Annotated in this window: 22 protein-coding genes; 10 read left to right on the top strand and 12 right to left on the bottom strand. The window is 41.4% G+C overall.

The features are described 5' to 3' along the window. Positions 1 to 65: 65 nt before the first annotated feature. The 4 genes from HPE56_RS11640 to HPE56_RS11625 are packed head-to-tail and all read right to left on the bottom strand — an operon-like array spanning position 66 to position 4,490. Positions 66 to 1,748: an ABC1 kinase family protein gene (locus tag HPE56_RS11640; RefSeq protein WP_188243930.1), complete on the bottom strand. Its 1,683-nt coding sequence runs from the start codon at positions 1,746 to 1,748 to the stop codon at positions 66 to 68. 2 nt (positions 1,749 to 1,750) lie between these two features. Then, positions 1,751 to 2,143: a hypothetical protein gene (locus HPE56_RS11635; RefSeq protein ID WP_188243929.1), complete on the bottom strand. Its 393-nt coding sequence runs from the start codon at positions 2,141 to 2,143 to the stop codon at positions 1,751 to 1,753. Between the two features lie 27 nt (positions 2,144 to 2,170). Next, on the bottom strand, positions 2,171 to 4,141 hold the full coding sequence (ftsH, locus tag HPE56_RS11630) for an ATP-dependent zinc metalloprotease FtsH (RefSeq protein WP_188243928.1): 1,971 nt from the start codon (positions 4,139 to 4,141) through the stop codon (positions 2,171 to 2,173). Then, positions 4,125 to 4,490, bottom strand: a complete 366-nt coding sequence (locus tag HPE56_RS11625) for a carboxymuconolactone decarboxylase family protein (RefSeq protein WP_223170282.1) — start codon at positions 4,488 to 4,490, stop codon at positions 4,125 to 4,127. Before HPE56_RS11625 ends, ftsH begins: the two co-directional genes overlap by 17 nt. Positions 4,491 to 4,780: 290 nt before the next feature. Here HPE56_RS11625 and HPE56_RS11620 point away from each other — a divergent pair, with 290 nt between their 5' ends. Beyond that, positions 4,781 to 5,725 carry a hypothetical protein gene (locus HPE56_RS11620; RefSeq protein ID WP_188243927.1) on the top strand — a complete coding sequence of 315 codons (945 nt, stop codon included), beginning with the start codon at positions 4,781 to 4,783 and terminating at the stop codon, positions 5,723 to 5,725. Between the two features lie 101 nt (positions 5,726 to 5,826). Continuing rightward, entirely contained in the window at positions 5,827 to 6,600 is a 774-nt protein-coding gene (locus HPE56_RS11615) for a hypothetical protein (RefSeq protein ID WP_188243926.1), read from the top strand. A 123-nt stretch (positions 6,601 to 6,723) separates the two neighbouring features. Here the strand turns inward: HPE56_RS11615 and HPE56_RS11610 are convergent, their stop codons facing one another. The 3 genes from HPE56_RS11610 to HPE56_RS11600 are packed head-to-tail and all read right to left on the bottom strand — an operon-like array spanning position 6,724 to position 9,035. Then, entirely contained in the window at positions 6,724 to 6,969 is a 246-nt protein-coding gene (locus HPE56_RS11610; protein WP_223170281.1) for a biotin/lipoyl-containing protein, read from the bottom strand. Positions 6,970 to 6,972: 3 nt separating this feature from the next. Beyond that, entirely contained in the window at positions 6,973 to 8,007 is a 1,035-nt protein-coding gene (locus tag HPE56_RS11605) for an alpha-ketoacid dehydrogenase subunit beta (protein ID WP_188243925.1), read from the bottom strand. 38 nt (positions 8,008 to 8,045) lie between these two features. Further along, positions 8,046 to 9,035, bottom strand: coding sequence for a thiamine pyrophosphate-dependent dehydrogenase E1 component subunit alpha (locus HPE56_RS11600; protein ID WP_188243924.1), 990 nt, complete (start codon positions 9,033 to 9,035; stop codon positions 8,046 to 8,048). A 117-nt stretch (positions 9,036 to 9,152) separates the two neighbouring features. On the opposite strand from HPE56_RS11600, the gene HPE56_RS11595 reads away from it, so the two are divergent. The 3 genes from HPE56_RS11595 (at position 9,153) to HPE56_RS11585 (ending at position 10,740) form a co-directional block, all read left to right on the top strand. After that, a complete protein-coding gene (locus HPE56_RS11595) occupies positions 9,153 to 10,028 on the top strand; it encodes a universal stress protein (protein ID WP_188243923.1) in 876 nt (291 codons plus the stop codon). 11 nt (positions 10,029 to 10,039) lie between these two features. Then, on the top strand, positions 10,040 to 10,333 hold the full coding sequence (locus tag HPE56_RS11590; RefSeq protein WP_188243922.1) for a hypothetical protein: 294 nt from the start codon (positions 10,040 to 10,042) through the stop codon (positions 10,331 to 10,333). Positions 10,334 to 10,464: 131 nt separating this feature from the next. Next, positions 10,465 to 10,740: a hypothetical protein gene (locus HPE56_RS11585; RefSeq protein ID WP_188243921.1), complete on the top strand. Its 276-nt coding sequence runs from the start codon at positions 10,465 to 10,467 to the stop codon at positions 10,738 to 10,740. Here the strand turns inward: HPE56_RS11585 and HPE56_RS11580 are convergent. The 3 genes from HPE56_RS11580 to HPE56_RS11575 form a co-directional block, all read right to left on the bottom strand. After that, positions 10,737 to 11,546 (bottom strand): universal stress protein, encoded by an 810-nt coding sequence (locus tag HPE56_RS11580; protein ID WP_188243920.1) that lies wholly within the window; start codon positions 11,544 to 11,546, stop codon positions 10,737 to 10,739. The two genes, HPE56_RS11585 and HPE56_RS11580, sit on opposite strands and share 4 nt — an antisense overlap. Before the next feature lie 512 nt (positions 11,547 to 12,058). Then, positions 12,059 to 12,184, bottom strand: coding sequence for a hypothetical protein (locus tag HPE56_RS20470; protein WP_262890272.1), 126 nt, complete (start codon positions 12,182 to 12,184; stop codon positions 12,059 to 12,061). Between the two features lie 441 nt (positions 12,185 to 12,625). Continuing rightward, positions 12,626 to 13,597 carry a 1-phosphofructokinase family hexose kinase gene (locus HPE56_RS11575; RefSeq protein ID WP_188243919.1) on the bottom strand — a complete coding sequence of 324 codons (972 nt, stop codon included), beginning with the start codon at positions 13,595 to 13,597 and terminating at the stop codon, positions 12,626 to 12,628. 414 nt (positions 13,598 to 14,011) lie between these two features. Here HPE56_RS11575 and HPE56_RS11570 point away from each other — a divergent pair, with 414 nt between their 5' ends. Both HPE56_RS11570 and HPE56_RS11565 read left to right on the top strand, forming a co-directional pair. Continuing rightward, a complete protein-coding gene (locus HPE56_RS11570; protein ID WP_188243918.1) occupies positions 14,012 to 15,103 on the top strand; it encodes a site-2 protease family protein in 1,092 nt (363 codons plus the stop codon). A 134-nt stretch (positions 15,104 to 15,237) separates the two neighbouring features. Then, the gene (locus HPE56_RS11565; RefSeq protein WP_188243917.1) at positions 15,238 to 15,444 is read left to right on the top strand and encodes a dodecin family protein; all 207 of its coding nucleotides are present in this window, start codon (positions 15,238 to 15,240) and stop codon (positions 15,442 to 15,444) included. Between the two features lie 206 nt (positions 15,445 to 15,650). Here the strand turns inward: HPE56_RS11565 and HPE56_RS11560 are convergent, their stop codons facing one another. Both HPE56_RS11560 and HPE56_RS11555 read right to left on the bottom strand, forming a co-directional pair. Next, the gene (locus HPE56_RS11560; RefSeq protein WP_188243916.1) at positions 15,651 to 16,322 is read right to left on the bottom strand and encodes a dienelactone hydrolase family protein; all 672 of its coding nucleotides are present in this window, start codon (positions 16,320 to 16,322) and stop codon (positions 15,651 to 15,653) included. Between the two features lie 100 nt (positions 16,323 to 16,422). After that, on the bottom strand, positions 16,423 to 17,274 hold the full coding sequence (locus tag HPE56_RS11555; RefSeq protein WP_188243915.1) for a universal stress protein: 852 nt from the start codon (positions 17,272 to 17,274) through the stop codon (positions 16,423 to 16,425). A gap of 170 nt (positions 17,275 to 17,444) precedes the next feature. Here HPE56_RS11555 and HPE56_RS11550 point away from each other — a divergent pair, with 170 nt between their 5' ends. The 3 genes from HPE56_RS11550 to HPE56_RS11540 all read left to right on the top strand — a co-directional run bounded on the left by HPE56_RS11550 (position 17,445) and on the right by HPE56_RS11540 (position 18,346). Further along, complete coding sequence (locus tag HPE56_RS11550) at positions 17,445 to 17,669, top strand: hypothetical protein (RefSeq protein WP_188243914.1); 225 nt, start codon at positions 17,445 to 17,447, stop codon at positions 17,667 to 17,669. 4 nt (positions 17,670 to 17,673) lie between these two features. After that, on the top strand, positions 17,674 to 18,039 hold the full coding sequence (locus tag HPE56_RS11545) for an arsenate reductase family protein (RefSeq protein ID WP_188243913.1): 366 nt from the start codon (positions 17,674 to 17,676) through the stop codon (positions 18,037 to 18,039). Positions 18,040 to 18,184: 145 nt separating this feature from the next. Continuing rightward, complete coding sequence (locus HPE56_RS11540) at positions 18,185 to 18,346, top strand: hypothetical protein (RefSeq protein WP_188243912.1); 162 nt, start codon at positions 18,185 to 18,187, stop codon at positions 18,344 to 18,346. Positions 18,347 to 18,756: the final 410 nt, after the last annotated feature.

The raw sequence follows: 18,756 nt of genomic DNA, 5'->3' as shown, positions 1-18,756 counted from the left end.
GGGTGGTTATGGGGTAAGCAAAGTACGATAAGTATCTATGATTTTATAAAAAAAAGGCCTCATTATTAGAACTGTTTATTTTTAAAAATGGATAGGATTACGACAAAACCAAGAATTGCCGAAAGTGTAAAGCCTATGGCCCCCAATAAGGGAATGCCTTTGATCAAAGGGGGCATTTGGGCCAATACCAAAATGGAACTACCAATGGATAGGGCTGCGATGATCACGGCAATCACCAATCGGTTGATGGCCTTGTTCGATGCGGCCTGGAATTCCTTTAGCCCCTTGTGCTCATGGATTACCACGAGTTTGCCCTCCTTTATTTTTTTTAGGATACTGTTAAGATCTTCAGGAAAGTTATCGAGAAGGGTATTGTAGTCCTTTAAGCGGGACATGTTTTTTTGGAACAAACGTTTTAAACTATACCTTTTGCGGGTTAATTTGGCCATATAGGGTTTCAAATTGTCCGTTATATTGAATTCGGGATCGAGTTTAAGACCAACCCCTTCCATAATGATCAGAGCACGAATCAATAGGTACAGCTCGTGTGGGAGGATAATGTTGTTTTGGTATAGGATGCCTTTGAATTGGGTGAGCGTGGTACCCAATTTAATATTCCGTATGGAAGTATCACTAATGCCTTGAACCAAGGCTTGCAGGTCTTGTTCCAATTTTTTGTAATCGGGAATCTCGGCTTTTACGGCTATGTTTTCCAAAACAGGAATCAGTTTTTTGATATCCTTTTTTGTAAAGGAGAGCAAAAGGTCCCCCAATTGTTCTTTTTGGTTAGGTAAAAGGTTGCCCATCATCCCGAAATCGAGAAAGCATATACGATCTTGCTCCGGTAGTATGAATATGTTTCCAGGATGTGGGTCGGCATGAAAGAAGCCGTAATCCAATACCTGTTCCAAATAAAGGTCGACGCCCACTTGGCCCACAGCCTTGCAATCGATGCCCAATGCCGTCAATGATTCTATTTCGGAAATTTTAATACCATCGATAAACTCCATACAAATGAGGCTGTCCGTTGAATATTTACGGTACACTTTGGGAACATACATGACTTCATTGTCTGTAAAATTCTTGGCAAAGCGTTCCATATTATCCATTTCACGTAAAAAATGAAGCTCTTCATGAATGCTTTTTTCAAAGGATGTTACAATTTGCATGGGTTGAAAGGCTTTTGCCTGGGCACTATGTTTTTCGAGACCTTTTGCCACCTGCTTCATTACATCGATATCCGCATTGATGGTTTCCAGGATATTCGGGCGTTGGATCTTAAGGGCCACCCATGCGCCGTTTAATAATTGGGCCTTGTGTACTTGCGCCAAAGAGGCGGCCGCAATGGGTTCTGTTTCGATGAAAAGAAAACAGTCGTTCGCTTTGATGTTGAGTTCCTGTTCTATGGTATTGACAACATCAAAATTCTTTAACTTGGGAACATGGTCCTGTAATTTTTCAAGTTCCTTGATTAACGCAGGGGGTAACATATCTTCCCGATTGCTGAAAATTTGGCCAAGTTTAATATAGGTGGGCCCCAATTCCTCCAAAACCATACGTATTCGCTCATAGGTAGAAAAGGCTATGGCCTTGTCATGATCGGAGTGTTTCCTTACATCCCAGGTTGGAATCATATTTTTGATTCTACTTTGGGCCATAACCTGGTCAAAGCCATATTTGGCCAAGATGTTAAAAAGCTTCTTGTACCTTTTAAGTTTACGGGTTCTAGAGGGGATTGTATCCGGCATTTTTACATGTACTTGGATAAAAACCGGAAGAAATCTTTTTTCAAATCGGCGTATATCTGTCTTTGTTTTTCCATTTTCAACCTGAATTCATTATGTTTTTTGGCTAAGACGATATCCAAGGATTCTTTTCCTGCTTGGCTATGGCCGGCAATGCTCGCTTCGTGTTCCTCAATAGCCTCCTCAAGGTCATCGATGACCGCACCGTGTAATACGAATTCATTTTGAAAATGATCTAATTCTTTAAGTACCTCATCGGTTGTCCAACGGGTGACCAATTCACTTAATCTGTTGGTGAAGGATTTTAATTCATCTTCCCAAAAAGCCAATTCCGATTTCCAATTTTCATGTTCAAAGTGCAGATTTTCGTTGTACACTATTTCTTTGATCTTTTCCATTAGGATTATTTTTTATGATTTATTGATTCAATTAATTATGATAGGTGCCGTTTCGGGAAGTGGGTCCGGTTTTTGCACCTTTCTTTTTCCTAATATTTTCTCAAGGTCTTCGAAGTCGGCAACTTCCTGTTTGAGGAGCAATTCTGCCAGTTTTAGCAATTCGTCTTTGTGTTCGATCAGAATTTTTTTGGTTCTTTCATAGGCGGAATACACTAATTCCTGAACTTCCTTGTCGATCAATTCTGCCATATGCTCACTATAGGGTTTACCCAGCATATGTTCGTTCTGTCCTGAAGAATCGTAAAAACTGAGCGGACCTATCTCCTTATCCAACCCGTAATATGAAACCATGGTGTATGCCTGTTTGGTAACCTTTTCAAGGTCATCCAAAGCGCCGGACGATATCTCATTGAAAATGACCTCCTCTGCGGCGCGTCCTCCCAATGAGGCACACATTTGATCTATGAATTGCGACTTGGTCACAATCTGTCGTTCTTCGGGGAGGTACCAGGCAGCACCCAACGATTTCCCCCTTGGGATAATGGAAACCTTTACTAAGGAGGCTACATTTTTCAGGTACCAACTTACCACGGCATGGCCAGCCTCATGGTGGGCCACAATCTCTTTTTCCTTGGGGGAAATAATCTTGCTCTTTCGTTCCATTCCCCCAATGATACGATCACGTGCTTCCATAAAATCTTCCTGCGCAACCACGGTTTTTTTATGACGTGCAGCGATAAGGGCGGCTTCATTACAGATATTGGCAATATCGGCACCGGAAAATCCGGGACTTAATTTTGCCAATTCATCCACATTGATATTCTTGGAAAGTTTTAAGGGGCGCAAATGGACCCCGAATATTTCTTTCCGTTCCTCTTTGGACGGTAGTTCCAAGTAAATATGGCGATCAAACCTACCGGGACGTAAGAGGGCCTTGTCTAAAACATCGGGGCGGTTGGTGGCCGCCAATACGATAACACCCGTGTTGGGACCAAAGCCATCCAATTCGGTCAATAATTGGTTTAACGTGCTTTCCCTTTCATCATTGGCCTGAAATGCATTGACCTTGCCACGTGAACGGCCTACAGCATCTATTTCATCAATAAATATGATACTGGGCGATTTTTCCTTGGCGCGTTTAAACAGGTCGCGAACCCTTGATGCCCCTACACCTACGAACATTTCTACGAATTCGGAACCCGACATGGAGAAAAAGGGAACTTGGGCCTCACCGGCGACCGCCTTGGCCATTAGTGTTTTTCCCGTTCCTGGAGGGCCGATAAGCATGACCCCCTTAGGGATACTGGCTCCCAGTTTTGTATATCTATCCGGGTTCTTTAAAAAATCGACAACCTCCATCACCTCGGCCTTTGCTTCTTTGAGTCCGGCAATATCCTTGAAGCTGACAGGGCTTATGGAATCCTTTTCAGCGAGGATGGCCGTGGATTTTCCGAAATTGAAAAGGGGATTATGCCCTTTTCCGCCGCCACCCAATTTACCTAGGATGAATAACCAGAATATAATAATGAGTCCAAAAGGTAATAGCCATGAAAGAATACTGGCCCAACTCGTACGGTTTTGGTATTGTATATCGATTTTATTGGTTGGTGGGACCGCGTCCTGTGCCTTTTGCAATTTAGCCTCAAAGCTATCGACCGACCCAATGGTCATGCAGTATAGTGGGATGTCTGCCGTTTGGAGCCACTTTTCCTTTGCATCCTTGTTTTTCGTGTTGTCTATGGGCTCTTTTTTGACATAGAACTCTGCAAATTCCTTGTTGACAACGACGATTTTTTGAATCTTATTTTGGGCAATAAGGGAATCCTGAACAAAGGACCAGCTTATTTCCTTGGTGCTGTTCACTGGTTTCGAAAAAAAGGAGAATATCAATAAAAAGGCAAACAAGAGTAGATAGAACCAATTGAAACCTGCACCCGGAAGGGGAGGCTTTTGATCCGCGCTACTCTTTTCTGTTTTTTTGTCAGTGGACTGCTTCATTTTGTTCAAAAATTCCGAATTGGTTCAAGGCTTCCATGGCTTCGCAACCATAGACCACGGATGGTCCGCCACCCATGAGAATGGCCACACCTATAGTTTCCTTTATTTCCTCAGCATTTGCACCGGCTTCTAAAGAATCGTGTACATGGCAGGCAATACAGCCTTCACATCGAATGGTTATCGCAATACCCAACGCAATCAATTCCTTGGTCTTTGTAGAAAGGGCACCTTCTGAAATACTGGCTTTGTGCAGTTCGGAGAATCCTTTCATGGTTTCGGGTATTTCAACGCCCAATTCGTTCATTTTTCGACTTAAATCATTGAATTTTTTAGAATAGTCATGTAACATTTTATACAGCTTTTAAGATTGTGTTTTTTATTAAACCCCTTTGGCTTTTACTATGTCAAAGCTAGTGGACTAGGATGGGAAATCGAATGATTTACATCATGTTGGTACGCGGTTTGTTTTGGTTTATTAGGGTAGAATATAAATTTCGGGATTTATGCACGTAACTTTGTGGTGATGATGGGTTATTCAGGTAAACCTGATGTATTACTTAGGATTGCCAATGGGTTATTGTTCCATAAAATTCACCACGGTAATGCATATTTGAATACTATTGGAAAGAAGAATACAAAATGAACGCTTTAAAGGCTCAAATTTTTAGAGGGTCTAGGTTGACCCTATTTGGAAGGTTGTTTTTATATATCTTTTTGGTCCCTTTTATTTCGGGGATTGAAACAGGGTGTAGTTCCTCAAAACCGCTTAAGAATGGGGGGTATGTAACCGGTGCCGACCAAACATATGGGCCGACGTTGGATGAAATGGGAACGGACAGCTTGGGGTTCGATGACCATTTATCGATTTTAAGCAAGGGGCCTACGGAAATCACCACTATTGACAAAGAGGCGGATTCGTTGTTAAATATTATACCCATCGCTGATGGGCAAAAAGTTTGGTCGACTGAGGTGTTGACCGATGAATCCGAATTGCCCTATGGTTGGGGAATCAAAAGTAGGGTTGCCGATAAAATTGTTGAGAATTATAGGACCGCTAAGAACAAAGAACCCGGGGGGAATTGCTTGGCGGTAAGCAAAAGGCGTTTTATGAATGCTTATAAGGCTGTTTATGGCCATTCGGTATATAACGATCTACCTGATTATATGGCGACAAAATATTATTCAGCACCTGAGGTCTTCGATAACCTTTATGTTTCGGCCTCTGGCATACATAGGGGCTGGAGAAGCTTGCCTAGGAAATATAGGGGCAAGGGTAATGCCGGGGCAATCGCATATGCGGGGATGGGAACCTTGATAGATTCGGATGGCATTTGGGGTGGTGAACTCAGACCTGGTGCACTCGTGCAGGTTTGGAGGTTCAGGGAGGACTATAAGGATGTTGTAAAAGGAGTGGATAAAAAGGATTTTGATCCCTACGGGCATTCCTTTATTTTCCTCGGTTATGTACGTAATGAAAAGAATGGGATTGTTGGGATTCGCATAGCGGACCAAGGTTTTCAAAGCTATAGACCCCTTTTACCACGTGATTATGAGGTTTGGTGGGCTGTTAATCTCACTATATGACTTTGTGTATGGCAAAAGATCCACAAAAGTTTAACATTCTACATAAAATGCAATTCAAATCTATTCGTTACATTCTTAATACACTGATTTAAAAGACTATAATGATATTTTTCCCACTATTGATGCTTTTTACGCTTCATAATGACCTGTTTTTAAAAGTTGAACCGTTGCGCGAGGATGTTTTTACAAATGGGATTTGGCTTGATCCGATAGGAACCCAAGGGGAGAACGAGGGAACCATATTCGATTGGGCTGTTAATCCTGATACCCTTTCCTATGACGATGCCAAAACGAGCATTGGGGAGCTACGGAAAAATTTGGGAGAACGATTTCGGCAGGGACAAATTTCGATGGAAGGGATAAAGAACGAATTCACTACGCACTTGGTTGATGGTTTAATTCCGCATTGGTACGGTACCCCATGGAGTTTTGGCGGGCATACGGCCATACCCAATCAAGGGAAAATTGCTTGCGGTTATTTTATTTCTACCACCTTGCGCGATATGGGGCTCAAGTTGAATCGCTATAAATTGGCCCAAAAATCACCTCTGGACGAGGCCATGGCCTTAAGTTGTGGGTCGGAAATTTACAGTGTGGAACAAGAGGACCATGATACGGCTTTTGAGGAAATTGACGGCCTTACCCAAGAGGGACTTTATTTTATTGGTTTTGATACAGGGCATGTAGGGTACCTTCTAAAAAGGAATGGTGAATTGTTCCTCATCCATTCCAACTACCTCATCCCGATATCGGTTTGTATTGAAAGTCTTAAAGACGCCCGGGTTTTTAAAAAATTCACCAAATTTCATTTGGTCGATATTTCGCATAATGAATTCCTTATACAACGATGGTTGGATAACACCCAGGTCCTTTAATCCTATCGACTGGTTTAATTAGAGGCATCATAATCGATCACGATCATACAATACACCTAAAAGCGAAACCCATAACCAATGGTATGGGCTCCGCCTTGTTTTAAAGAAATAAAAAACGATATTTTAGGCCACCTCGGCCAAGGCGATAACGTCACCTGTTTTAGCCGTTTCCCCACGATGTACTTTTATTTCCTTGAGAATTCCCGAGAAAGGGGCAGGTACCTCAAAGGTTACCTTTTCGGTCTGCACCTCTAAGAGGGTCTCGTCCTTTTCGAAAGCGTCACCAATTTCCTTATACCAAAGTACTACGGAGCTTTCCGCGTCTTCCCCCAATTCTTTTGGGAGTACGATTTCATTCATTTTTTCCATAATTCAAACTGTAATCATTTTTTCCACCGCGTTAATGATATCCTGTGCATCAGGTATTACGTATTTTTCCAACACCCTGCTATAGGGAATAGGGACATCCGGGATGGCCAAACGGACTATGGGGGACTTCAGATGATGGAAGCCTTCAGAGGCCATGATCGCACTTATTTCGGCGGTAATTCCGTATGATAGGTAATCCTCGTCGACCACGACCAAACGATTCGTTTTGGCAACGGATTTCAATAGGGTTTCCTTATCGATGGGTTTTATGGATCGTAAGTCGATAACTTCAGCATCAATACCTCTTTCCGCTAGCTTTCCTGCGGCATTAAGAGCCTCAATGGTCATCATTTGCACTCCAACAATGGTGACATCCTTACCTTCGCGCACCACTTTAGCCTTATTTAATGGAATGGTATAGGCATCTTCAGGAACGGGTCCTAACGAGGCTTCCAATTGATCCATCCAACCCAAACCTTGAAGTGTTTTATGAAACATGAACACAACGGGATTGTCATCGCGTATGGCGGCAATCAGCATTCCTTTGATATCTTCAGGGAAGGTAGGGGCCACAACTTTCATGCCTGGCAAATGCCCAAAACTGGCATATAAGGTCTGGGAGTGTTGGGCGGCATCACTATAGCCACCACCGACACCGGTTAATAGTACAATGGGCAATTTTACATTTCCACCACTCATATAGTGAATTTTGGCCATGTGGTTATAGATTTGATCCATGACCACACCATGAAAATCGACGAACATCAATTCTACCACAGGTCGTAATCCTGCGGCGGCGGCACCAATGGCGGCACCGATGAACCCTGTTTCGGAAATAGGGGTGTCCATGATACGTTCTGGGCCAAACTTGTCGTACAAACCGGTGGTTGAACCGAATATTCCACCATATTTACCGACATCCTCACCCATGACAAAGATATTTTTGTCCCGCGTCAATTCTTGTTCCAAAGCCTGTACCATGGCTTTGCTACCGGTCAATTTTCTTATTTTATTCTTTTTTGCTTGTATAGTTTCCATTTTTCAATCTTTTGTGGTTCTGGCTTTAGCATTGCATATTAACAGAAAACATCTTCCAATGCTTCCTTAGGTTCAGGGTATTCGCTGTGTATGGCGAATTCGTATGCATCATCCACGACCTCATAGGCTTTGTTTTCCAAGGCGCTGATTTCTGCAGGGGTAGCCAAGTCTTCTTTCAATAAATGGTTTTTTAACCGCTCTATAGGGTCTTTGCCCCGTAGGGTTGGGACTTCTTCCTTATTCCGGTACAATTCGGGATCCCCTTGGAAATGGCCTAAAAAGCGATAGGTCTCAATTTCTATGATTGAAGGTCCTCCTCCGTTTCGGGCCCTATCAACAGCTTCTTTGCTGATCTTGTACATTTCCAAAGGGTCATTGTCCTTTACCAAGTATCCTTTAATGCCATAGGCTTTCGCCCTTATATCATTGGAAGGTACACTGGTCGAATTTTTCTTCGCGACCGAGATACCCCATGAATTATCTTCGACGACCAAGATAAAAGGCAGGTTCCAAAGGGCGGCGAGGTTCAGTGATTCGTGGAAAGCCCCGGAATTGGCAGCTCCCTCACCAATGAATGCGACGGCTACCCAGTCTTCCCCTTTTTTCTTGTTGGCCAAAGCAGCACCCACGGCATGTGGAATTCCAGCTCCCACGATACCCCCACAGGAAAATTTCACGGTAGGGTCGAATAAATGCATATGTCCGCCCTTTCCTTTTCCCAATCCTGTTTTCTTGCCGAAAATTTCAGCAGTCATTTTTTTAAGGTCCACACCTTTGGCAATCGCCTGATGGTGTGGTCGGTGGGTAGCCGTAACCGTATCATCCTTTGTTAAATGCACAATCATTGCCGCAGCAGCAGGTTCTTGTCCGTTGGAAAGGTGCATTTCCCCGGGCACAGGGCCTGCACCAATATTGAAGATGGGTTGCTTGCCTTCCAAATAGGCCTTTTCCATACGTTCCTCAAAATATCGGGAAGTCTTCATAGTCCGATATATCTGAAGAAGGTCGTTCTTGTTATTATTTTTCATGACTATAAAATTTTAAAAATAAATGTAGATTCCTTTTGGATAAATTGGAATGATCTAGGTCATTGGCGAAAATGGAGTTGTGCCATAACTTTAGGTTGAACCAAAACATCGCATACCTTGAAAACAATCCTATATGTTACCGATTATTCCTTGAATTCTGTGGCCGCATTGAAATATGCCCACAAGATGGCGACCCATATGGGAACCCGATTGGTGGTCACCCATGTGTTTGATTATCCTACCGTTTTGGGTACAGCGGGTTTGGATGAGCCTTTTCCCCATTTAGAGGACAATGCCTTTAGGATACACCGGACCAAATTGGAAAAATTCTGTGGGGAACATTTAGGAAGTGGATATGAAAATCCAAATCTTCAGATAGAGCCGGCAGAAAACAAATCGGTCGTTAAGGGGATTATCGCTGTTGCTACCGAATGGCATGCCTATTTGATTGTTACAGGGATGAAAGGGGGCAGTGCATTTCGTGAAATACTTATGGGGAGTACCACAAAACTTCTTATAGAGAAAGGACCTTGTCCCATTCTGTCCATTCCGGCAGGTACAAGTTATAGGTTGCCCAAAACCATTGTATACGCCACTGGTTTTGAGGAGGAAGATGTATTCGCCATTCGTAAGTTAGCCGAGATGGCCGAACAATTCGAGGCTAATATCAAGGTGGTACATATTTCATCCAAGGAGGAATATAAGGGTGAAAAGCAAATGGAATGGTTTAAAGAGATGCTCTTGCAGAAGGTAACGTATGAACATATCGGCTTTGAATTGCTTTTTTCAAAGGATGTCTTTGAAACGCTTCGATTATATATTGGCAAGTCGAATGCAGATCTAATCGTGATGTTGGAAAGGGAAAAGGCAGGTTTTATCAATAAATGGTTCCATCAGGATTTGGTCAAAAAAATGGAATCATATGGTAAAGTTCCCCTCTTAAGTATGAGGGGAAGCCACCATCAGCTCTTTTATTTTAAAAAAGCACTTTAAATCCTATTGATATGGCGAAGAAAATTTATAGCATATTGTTACTGGTTTCATTGGGTTTAGGATACTACCTGTATAGTGTAAGGGAATCACTTTCCAATGTTATTTTGATTGTCACCTCTGGGGTGTTGTTTACCCTGTTGAGTATGGGTATTCATGGTTTGATAGCGCATTCACTTAACCCAAATGTAAAGGGGGGTATTATTCTGTATCCGATTTTAATGGGAATACTTTGGGCGTTCCTCTTCTTTTTATTCGTGTTTTTTGTACTTCCGATTTTTTGTCCCGATTTCATGTTGAAGCTGTAAGGGTTCAAACGGGTTGTTAGTTGTCCTCCTTTTATTCGAATGCGAAATGGAATATGCCTTAAACTGACCTACATCATTTTCAGGCAAACCTTCTTACCCTATTTTAAGGGATAACCTAAAAAAGTCAATATATGAAAGCTGTGTTAAATATTAAAAACCTTCACTGTGATGAAGGGAAAAGGGTAATCTTAAGAAACCTTAGTAGGATAATGGATGTTCGGGTCATCGATATTGATGTTGCAACGGGTATCTTACATTTCTTATACATCAATCCCGTTGCCTTAATAAAAGTAAAACAGGAGTTGTCCCGATTAGGGTATCCCATACATAAGCGTAGTATAGAAACGTATCCTCCCAACATGTTTGGTTCGGAAGGGATTTCCTCCTTAACCCTACAAGAGGCTTAGGTTAGTTGCGGAAGGACCAATAGTGGCAATTCGGTATTGAAAGCCATTTTCCGCAGCACCGGTTCCCGTAGTAGGGCATCAAAGAAATCGTGTTTGGACTTTAAGAGTGCCGCCATGCCGATTTGTGGATTCTCTTTTTTCAATGTGAACAAGGAAGAGGTGACCGATACGCCCATTTGGGCCTCTATAAAATTTGTTCTTATTTCCTTTAAATGCAGGCTCAGTTCTTCTTTATTCTGCTTTTGGTCTTTACTCAAGGTTTTTTTTGAAAAGATGTGGGTGACCAATACTTTAGAATCCCATAATTTGGCCAATTGGATCAGTGGTAATAGTTCCTCGTTACTGAACCGGTGTTTGTAATTATTGGCCAAGACAATTTCTTCTGGTGCAGTAAAAACATAATCTGAAGGGATTGCGACAATAGGGCAGGTATGCAGATGTCGTATCACCCTTACGGTATTGCTGCCCATAAAAACATTGAACAGTGATGATGCTCCTTTGGTGCCCATGAAAATATAATCGATTGCGTTGTCTGTCATGGCAATGTTCAGGGCGTTTACTATGGAATCCATTACAAAAACAGGCTTAAAATGATGTTTGGGGTTTTGCTCTTTTTGTAGTATGGATTCGGTCAAATTTTTTAGTTCGATTTCCAAATCAGCCTTGCTTTTAGATCCTGACGGAGCATCATGGTAGGCATGGAGTATACAGAACGTACATTCTTCCTTTTCAAATAGTCTTATGGCGTAGTCAATGGCTCTTTGGGCATTGTCCGAGAAATCGGTGGGTAATAGGATTGTAAACATTTTCATGTGCCTTTTAGTACCTCAAATGTACTCCGCAAACCATCAAATAAGTATGATGAATGTCAGTTTAAGAAGGGATTGTTTTGACGGGGTCGGCCATTTTGGTTGAAAACTGACAGTAGTTTTTGTTTTTGGCGGGTTTGGCTAAATCTGTTCGGGAGGGGTTCATAACCGTTAGGCATAAAAAAGGACTGCTATATGTGAAATACACCAGTCCTTTTTCGGGTATCACGCTAATTTTGGCCTATCGCCAAACTTAAACCTAGAACAATTTCCAAGGAGTCATAACCTTGGGATTTGATGTGATACCATGTAGGACCACTAAGGCATTACTGCTTAGAAGTCCATGCATTATTTTCAAAGAAAAAAAACAGGAAACCTGGGTTTCCTGTTTTCCATAAACACAGGGATTTCATCAATCTCGTTTCTCAATCTGTTGAATCATAGTATCGCTAATACGATTCAAGCAACCGATCAACATCTTAATTCCATCCTGGTCCTTATTATGATCATCACTGCATTGTTGCCATCATGACAATCAATTTTATTAAAGAATCCGGAATACCCAAATATCCCGGATTCTTTGAAGATGTTCTCGCTACCAATTTTTGACCTTGCCGTGCCTTGTCCAAATCCATTATCGATTTTTTCAAGGTTAAAAAGTCAGATTGATATTCTCAAACTTCTTCTTTTTCTACGGATTTCGGTATCCCCACGACCCAAAACCCAAGAATTCATTTTTTCAAGGAACTTGATTATAATTTCAAAGATAAAGTACATTCCAAGGGGTTGCAATGACCTACATCAGTTTCGTTAATTTAAAAGGAAAAGAAACCGGAACATCGGAATGTCCCGGTTTCTAAGAAGTGGATTTCCAATCTGATGTACGCTGACACTGACCTTAATTCAAATTTATCACTAAACCCCTACTAAGATTCAAATGGTCTAACAGATTTGTACACCTCTTCTTTTTCATGGGGTCTTGCATTTTTCCCCTAAAAGACCCATTTCCTTTTCAAAGAACTTACTATTTTAATCTTGGGGCTAAAGTAGTCTGACTATTCCGGCTTTAAAATGACCTAGATCAGTTTGGGGGTTTTTTCCCTTTCTTTTCTGGTATTATTACCCAAAACCCATTCGTATAATTTGTCAGCATCCTCCTTGTTACAAAGTTGTGTGCCAGTGTGTAGGGTTGCCGCTGTACCACAGGCGACTCCATATTTTATGGCCTCGCCTAACGATTTTTCATTTGACAGGCTGTGGACAATACCTGCGACCATACTGTCCCCAGCGCCAATCGTACTTTCTTGGTGCACCGTTGGGGCAGGTATATGCTCCAATTTATTGCCGTGGGCCCAAAGGGCTCCTTTCGCACCCAATGAGATGACCAATACCTTGCATTTGTATATTTCCAAGAATTTTTTTGCTAAGGTGTCGAGTTGGAGTACCGAGATGGAAGGAACCCCCATTATGGTGCTTAACTCGCCTAAATTGGGTTTCATAAGGTATATGTTCGCTTTCATGCTGGGTAGTAAGGCTACACCTGATGTGTCCAATATGAATTTCGCATTTTTTTTATCTACGATTTTGGATATTTCCACATAAAAATCCACGGGGACATCCTGGGGTAGTTTTCCGCTAACGACCATAAAGTCATCGGATTGTAAATTTTCTTCCAAGAAGGTCAATATGGCTAATAGTTCTTCATTCTTAACCTTGGGTCCGGGTACCCCAAATCGATATTGAAGTTGGGTATTCGTATCGGTAACCGATAGGTTTTCACGGGTCCAACCTTCTATAGGAATGACCTCCTGTTCTATTCCTTCCTCGGCAACCAAGTGTTGTAAATGGGCTCCGGTAGGTCCTCCTGCCAGATACATACATAGTGAGTCCCCCCCTAATTTTTTCAGGGCACGCGAAACATTGATGCCACCGCCCCCCGCAAAATAGGAGGGTGTCGCACATCTCAATTTTTTATTGGGGACTATTCCTGCCACAGAAGTGTCCTTGTCTACAACAGGATTCATGGTAAGTGTGATTATCTTTTTCATTTGATATATTTTAGGAACTCCTTTACAATGTGGTTGCTGGACAGCCATGAATGGCATGGGTATCCTAGTACGCGATGATTTCTGTTTTATAATGGACAAAGTTCTTGGTCTTTCACTGGTTTTACAATGATACAGATCAGTTAGGCGACGCTGCCCATACAATGGTCTTACAAAGATTCTGAATGATTTGTATTTTGGTTAGGGAACCTCCTGATTCATATCATTTCAAATTTTTATTGATCATAATACCTTAACCCGAAATAAATCAATAATATAGGTAGGTGGCTTTTGTATATGCACTCGGTAACCATACGGGTTTCATAATGGAAGGAAGATGTTTATATCGGTTGGGAGAAGTGCATTACGTATGATTTTGAGGTATTGATAAATGGGATGCGATAAATAAGTAGAAGGATGAAAGGATCATTACAAATAGGGAAGGTATCCGGTATAAGGATAATGGTACACTGGACATTTTTGTTCATCTTGGTTTGGGTGGTGTTTTTGGAAATGGAAAGAGGGGGTACTCTGGAAACGGTCTTGTTCAATCTGGCCTTTATTTTAGTGGTTTTTTTCTGTGTGGTACTTCACGAATTGGGTCACGGTTTGATGGCAAAACGTTTTGGTATAAAGACCAAGAAGATAACCCTGCTGCCCATTGGGGGTATTGCCAGTTTGGAAGAGGTGCCCGAAAACCCGAAACAGGAACTTATGGTTTCCCTTGCCGGTCCCTTCGTGAATTTACTAATAGCGGTGGTTTTGTATTTTGCCATTCCCGTACAAGGTTTTTTGGAATTGCATATAGCGGAATTGCTCGAAGCATTGAGCAAGCTAACGTTGAGTAATTTTCTCTTTTATACCTTTTTAGCGAATTTGAGCCTTTTGGTTTTTAACCTTATCCCAGCCTTTCCCATGGATGGGGGCCGTGTTCTCCGGGCATTGTTGGCCATGAGGACCGATAGGGTTAGGGCAACCCAGATTGCAGCGAATATAGGTCAGGCTATAGCCGTTGTTTTTCTATTGCTGGGTATGTTGTTCAATCCGTTTTTGATAATTATTGCCCTATTCATTTTTTTAGGGGCATATGGTGAGAATAAGATGGTGCAGCAATTGACACTATTGAAAGGACATACCGTAAAAGAGGCGATGTTGACCCAGATAACGCTGTTAAGGCCTGATGATACCATGGAGAAGGTCGTAGATCTTATTCTTTCCGGGACAGAAAGGGATTTTATTGTAGAGGAGCATAATATACCCGTGGGAATATTGACAAATGCCGACATTATCAAAAATTCCAAAAATAGAAAAGAGCAGGTTAGGACAATCATGAATACTTCTTTTAAGACCATCAAATGGGATGCACAACTTAAGGATGTATTGCGCTCGGTTGAACTAAAGAAAGCCTATTTTTTTCCCGTACTGGATAATGAGGGATTACTCGTTGGCGCCATTGATATGGTAAACATCAATGAATTTATCCTTTTGCAATCTAAATTGGATTATTGATTCGGTAAAACGAATCGTTGGGTTTTTAAAAATCCGTTTCTCGTCAAAATGGGCCCATAGTGATACAGATCATTTCATGGGATGTTTTTCCGAGGTACATTGCTCCCTGTATTAATCATAAAACATAATGTATCATGGCAGTATTAAAAGTTATCGAAATTCTGGGAAATTCTACAGTCAGTTTTGAAGATGCTGTACGCAATGTTGTCGAAGAGGCTTCAACTACAGTTAAGGACATCAGATCGGTCTATATTCAGGATATGCAGGTTACTGTTAAGGACAATCAGATTGCTGAATACAGGATAAACACCAAAGTCAGTTTTGGTATTATGCAAGATTGAGGTCGCTCCTAGAAATCGCTGTATTTTCAAAGGCATGTTTCAAATTTTAAATGTGCCTTTTTGTGTTGGGTGTAATGCCTTACGGTTTGTGGAAATGGATGCATATCCGTATGATAGGTGGTTGGAGTCCCTTTTTTTATAGCGGATTATGAGGTTAAGGGCATGATTCTTTTTAAAGTATAGGCTCCCTGCTTCCATTCTGTTTTTTAAACATGGCCTCCAATTTTTTCCTGCACTAGATTTTCTTTGAACCAATTAGAGGTTATATGGGCGACTTCCTGCAATTTTCCAGCTTCCTCAAATAAATGGGAGGCATTCGGAATAATTTCAAGGTTTCGCGTACAGTTCAATTTTTGATAGGCCTTTTCGTTTTGTTTGATCACCTCAACGTCCAATCCCCCAACAATCAATAAGGTGGGTGCGCTTACCATCGTTAAATCCTGTAAAGCCATATCGGGTCTTCCGCCCTGTGATACCACGGCTTTTATTTCGTCACCAAGGAATGCGGCAGTACGTAAGGCAGATGCCGCCCCAGTACTGGCTCCAAAATATACAATGGGTAAGTGTTTGGTTTCCGCCTGTTGTTGTATCCATTTGGTAACATTGATAAGGCGCATGGTAAGAAGGTCAATGTTTAAACGGTTTTCAGCATTGTGGGCTTCTTCCTCGGTCAATTGATCAAAGAGTAAGGTTGCAAGACCTTTTTGTTGTAGTAATACGGCAACGAAATTGTTTCGGGGACTATGGTGGCTGCTTCCGCTACCGTGTGAGAAAATAACGAGGCCAATTGCTTTTTCGGGAACGACCAGTTTCCCCTCCAATTCAACGTCTTCCAATCTAATGGGGAATGATTTGTTGATTCTTAATGATTCTGACATTATTTAAAAATTTATTGCCTTGTCCATATCGGATTTTATGTGAATCGATGTTAAATAAGGTACCGGTCAGAAAATCTTTTGGCGCAAAGTTTTATTAAGGTTAGTTTTTGATGTTTTTTTTATGGTAACTAAGAAGTGGTATATGGCTTTCAGACTTCATCCGTTGAACCAGATCCCTATGTTTAAGATCCTTGATAAGGCTATGGCCTTCACGTTCGAGCATGGCCACCATATCCGGGGCTACTTCGTCAATGTACGACTGTAAGGTTTCAAAGACATCCTTACCATATCTAAGATCAAAGTGGATGTTTTCATAAATGACCTTATGGTGTAACATGTCTTTGAACCATTTCATTTGATCTTCACTGGTGGTTGCGTCCTTGGATGAAATATGTACTAAGTGTAATTCAATATCCAAGGGTTCGGCCAATTGGATCATTTTTTCAACGGTGAAAATATCCGCACCTTCAAAGTCGGTCGCATACACCATTTTTTTAATGCCTTGGAAATCCACATCATAAGGCACTGCCAATACAGGGCAAGGGGCCGTGTCGATCAAGGCCGCGGTAGTGCTGCCAAGAAATGCCTCCTTTAAACGACTTCCCCCCTTGGCGCCAACAACAATAAGGTCTGCTTTGACTTCCACAGCATTTTTAATGATGATTTCACCTATGGGTTTTCCTTCGTCTATTTGGTATGTAATGTCCAGGTCCCCGGATGTTTGCTTCAAATGTTCAGCACAGAAAGCCAATAACTTTTCACGATGTTCGGCAAAGGACCTTACTTCCATGCGCGAATAGGTGTTTGAAACCGTGCTAGCTAACGTCATCGGTAATTCAAAGACGTGAAGAACAATAAGTTTGGCATGCAGTTCCTGGCTAAGTGCATGGGCAAAAAGTAAAGCGGCCACTGAGTTTTGAGAAAAATCAGTAGCGTATAAGAAAGTCTTCATCTTTTGTTTTTTTAATGCTCTAAAGATAATGTTGGCCGAAGGCCCATGAAATGATGTGCGTCAGTCAAGAAATAGGTAAGGGATGATATAGGTCATTTTGATTATGACCGGTGCTGGTTATTTTTGTTTGTTTGAGGGATGTACCTATAAGACGGATTAAAGACAGAAACATGAACAATACAAATGACATACTTACAAAAATTGTAAAACTGACTACAGAGATTGAAACTGATTATCCGGAGTTGTATCGTCTTTTGGAAGAGAATCCAATGACTTTGCCATCGGAGCCTCATCCTGAAGTAGATAAAAATGAACTTGAGGACTATTTGCAAAGTTTGCAGCAATTACTGGGCAATCATTTGAAGACACATAGGAAGGTTCACGGAATACTATAGAAAAATGGGAGAAATCGCTACATCGGAAAGACAGATTACCCTATACTGCAATTCCAATTCCAGTAGGGCAAAGCAGACCTTGGCCTTTGCCAAAGCAGAGGGGGTACCCGTCTTGGTAGTCGATATGCTTAAAACCAAGATAACAGGAACACAAATCGTGGAGTTGTCCGACAGGTTGGGTGTTGAAATCAGGGATTTGGTCAACCAAGACCATCCTTCGTATACTATGAAATTCGAACATCACGATTTATCATCCGAAGATTGGATAAAAATGATTCAGAACAACCCTGGAATCATGAAACAGCCGATTGCATTACGGGGTGATATTACGATTTTGGTGGAAACCCCATCCGATATCATTAAAATTTAACCATTGGGGTTAATGGGGGAAAGGCCCCTCAGGGCTATGGATTTTTATTTCAGAATACTTCACCACTGATTTAAGTCATTGTTGGAATAACTATTTACACCTAGTTTACCCAGAAATACCCATACTATAAAATCGCATTGAACGGTTGAATGATCTCTTTGAAATCATTAACGCAGATTACATTATTGATGTACAAGAGCGTAAAATGATTTATAAATATGCCATTGGCCTAGGCTTTTCTTCGGAGCATGCCAATAGGGAAATTGAAAATTATATCCTATGTTTAGGAGGGGGAGGTAAGGGCTAGGAAAACGAAAACATTCCAAAGCCTAAAAAGTAAGCTTCGATTACCCCTATTCTATATACCCATATTACCTTATATTCTTGAGTAATGGAGGCAATTTGCCCAGTACAATGGGTAGACTTGGGAAAAAGGATACTAAGGGTATTTTAGTATAGTTGTATTAATCCAGGTACTAAAATTTTCGTATAAGGTTTTACATAATTCAAATATTTTGCAATCAATAAGGGGTATAATCGTAATTATTGGCCTTTCTTTTTTAAAAAACCTTATAATCAGTGTAAAAATTGAATTATTTACGAAATCGCTTTCGAAAATTTTAGTAAATGTGGGTTGTTCCTGAAACCACTATAAAACCGTGCTTTTTCGTGTTATTGGGTCACTGGGTATGAATTTAGGTAAACGGTGCTTTTGCC

The organism is Maribacter aquimaris, from assembly GCF_014596745.1.
GTDB lineage: Bacteria > Bacteroidota > Bacteroidia > Flavobacteriales > Flavobacteriaceae > Maribacter_A > Maribacter_A aquimaris.
This window is presented reverse-complemented; position numbering and strand designations above follow the sequence as displayed.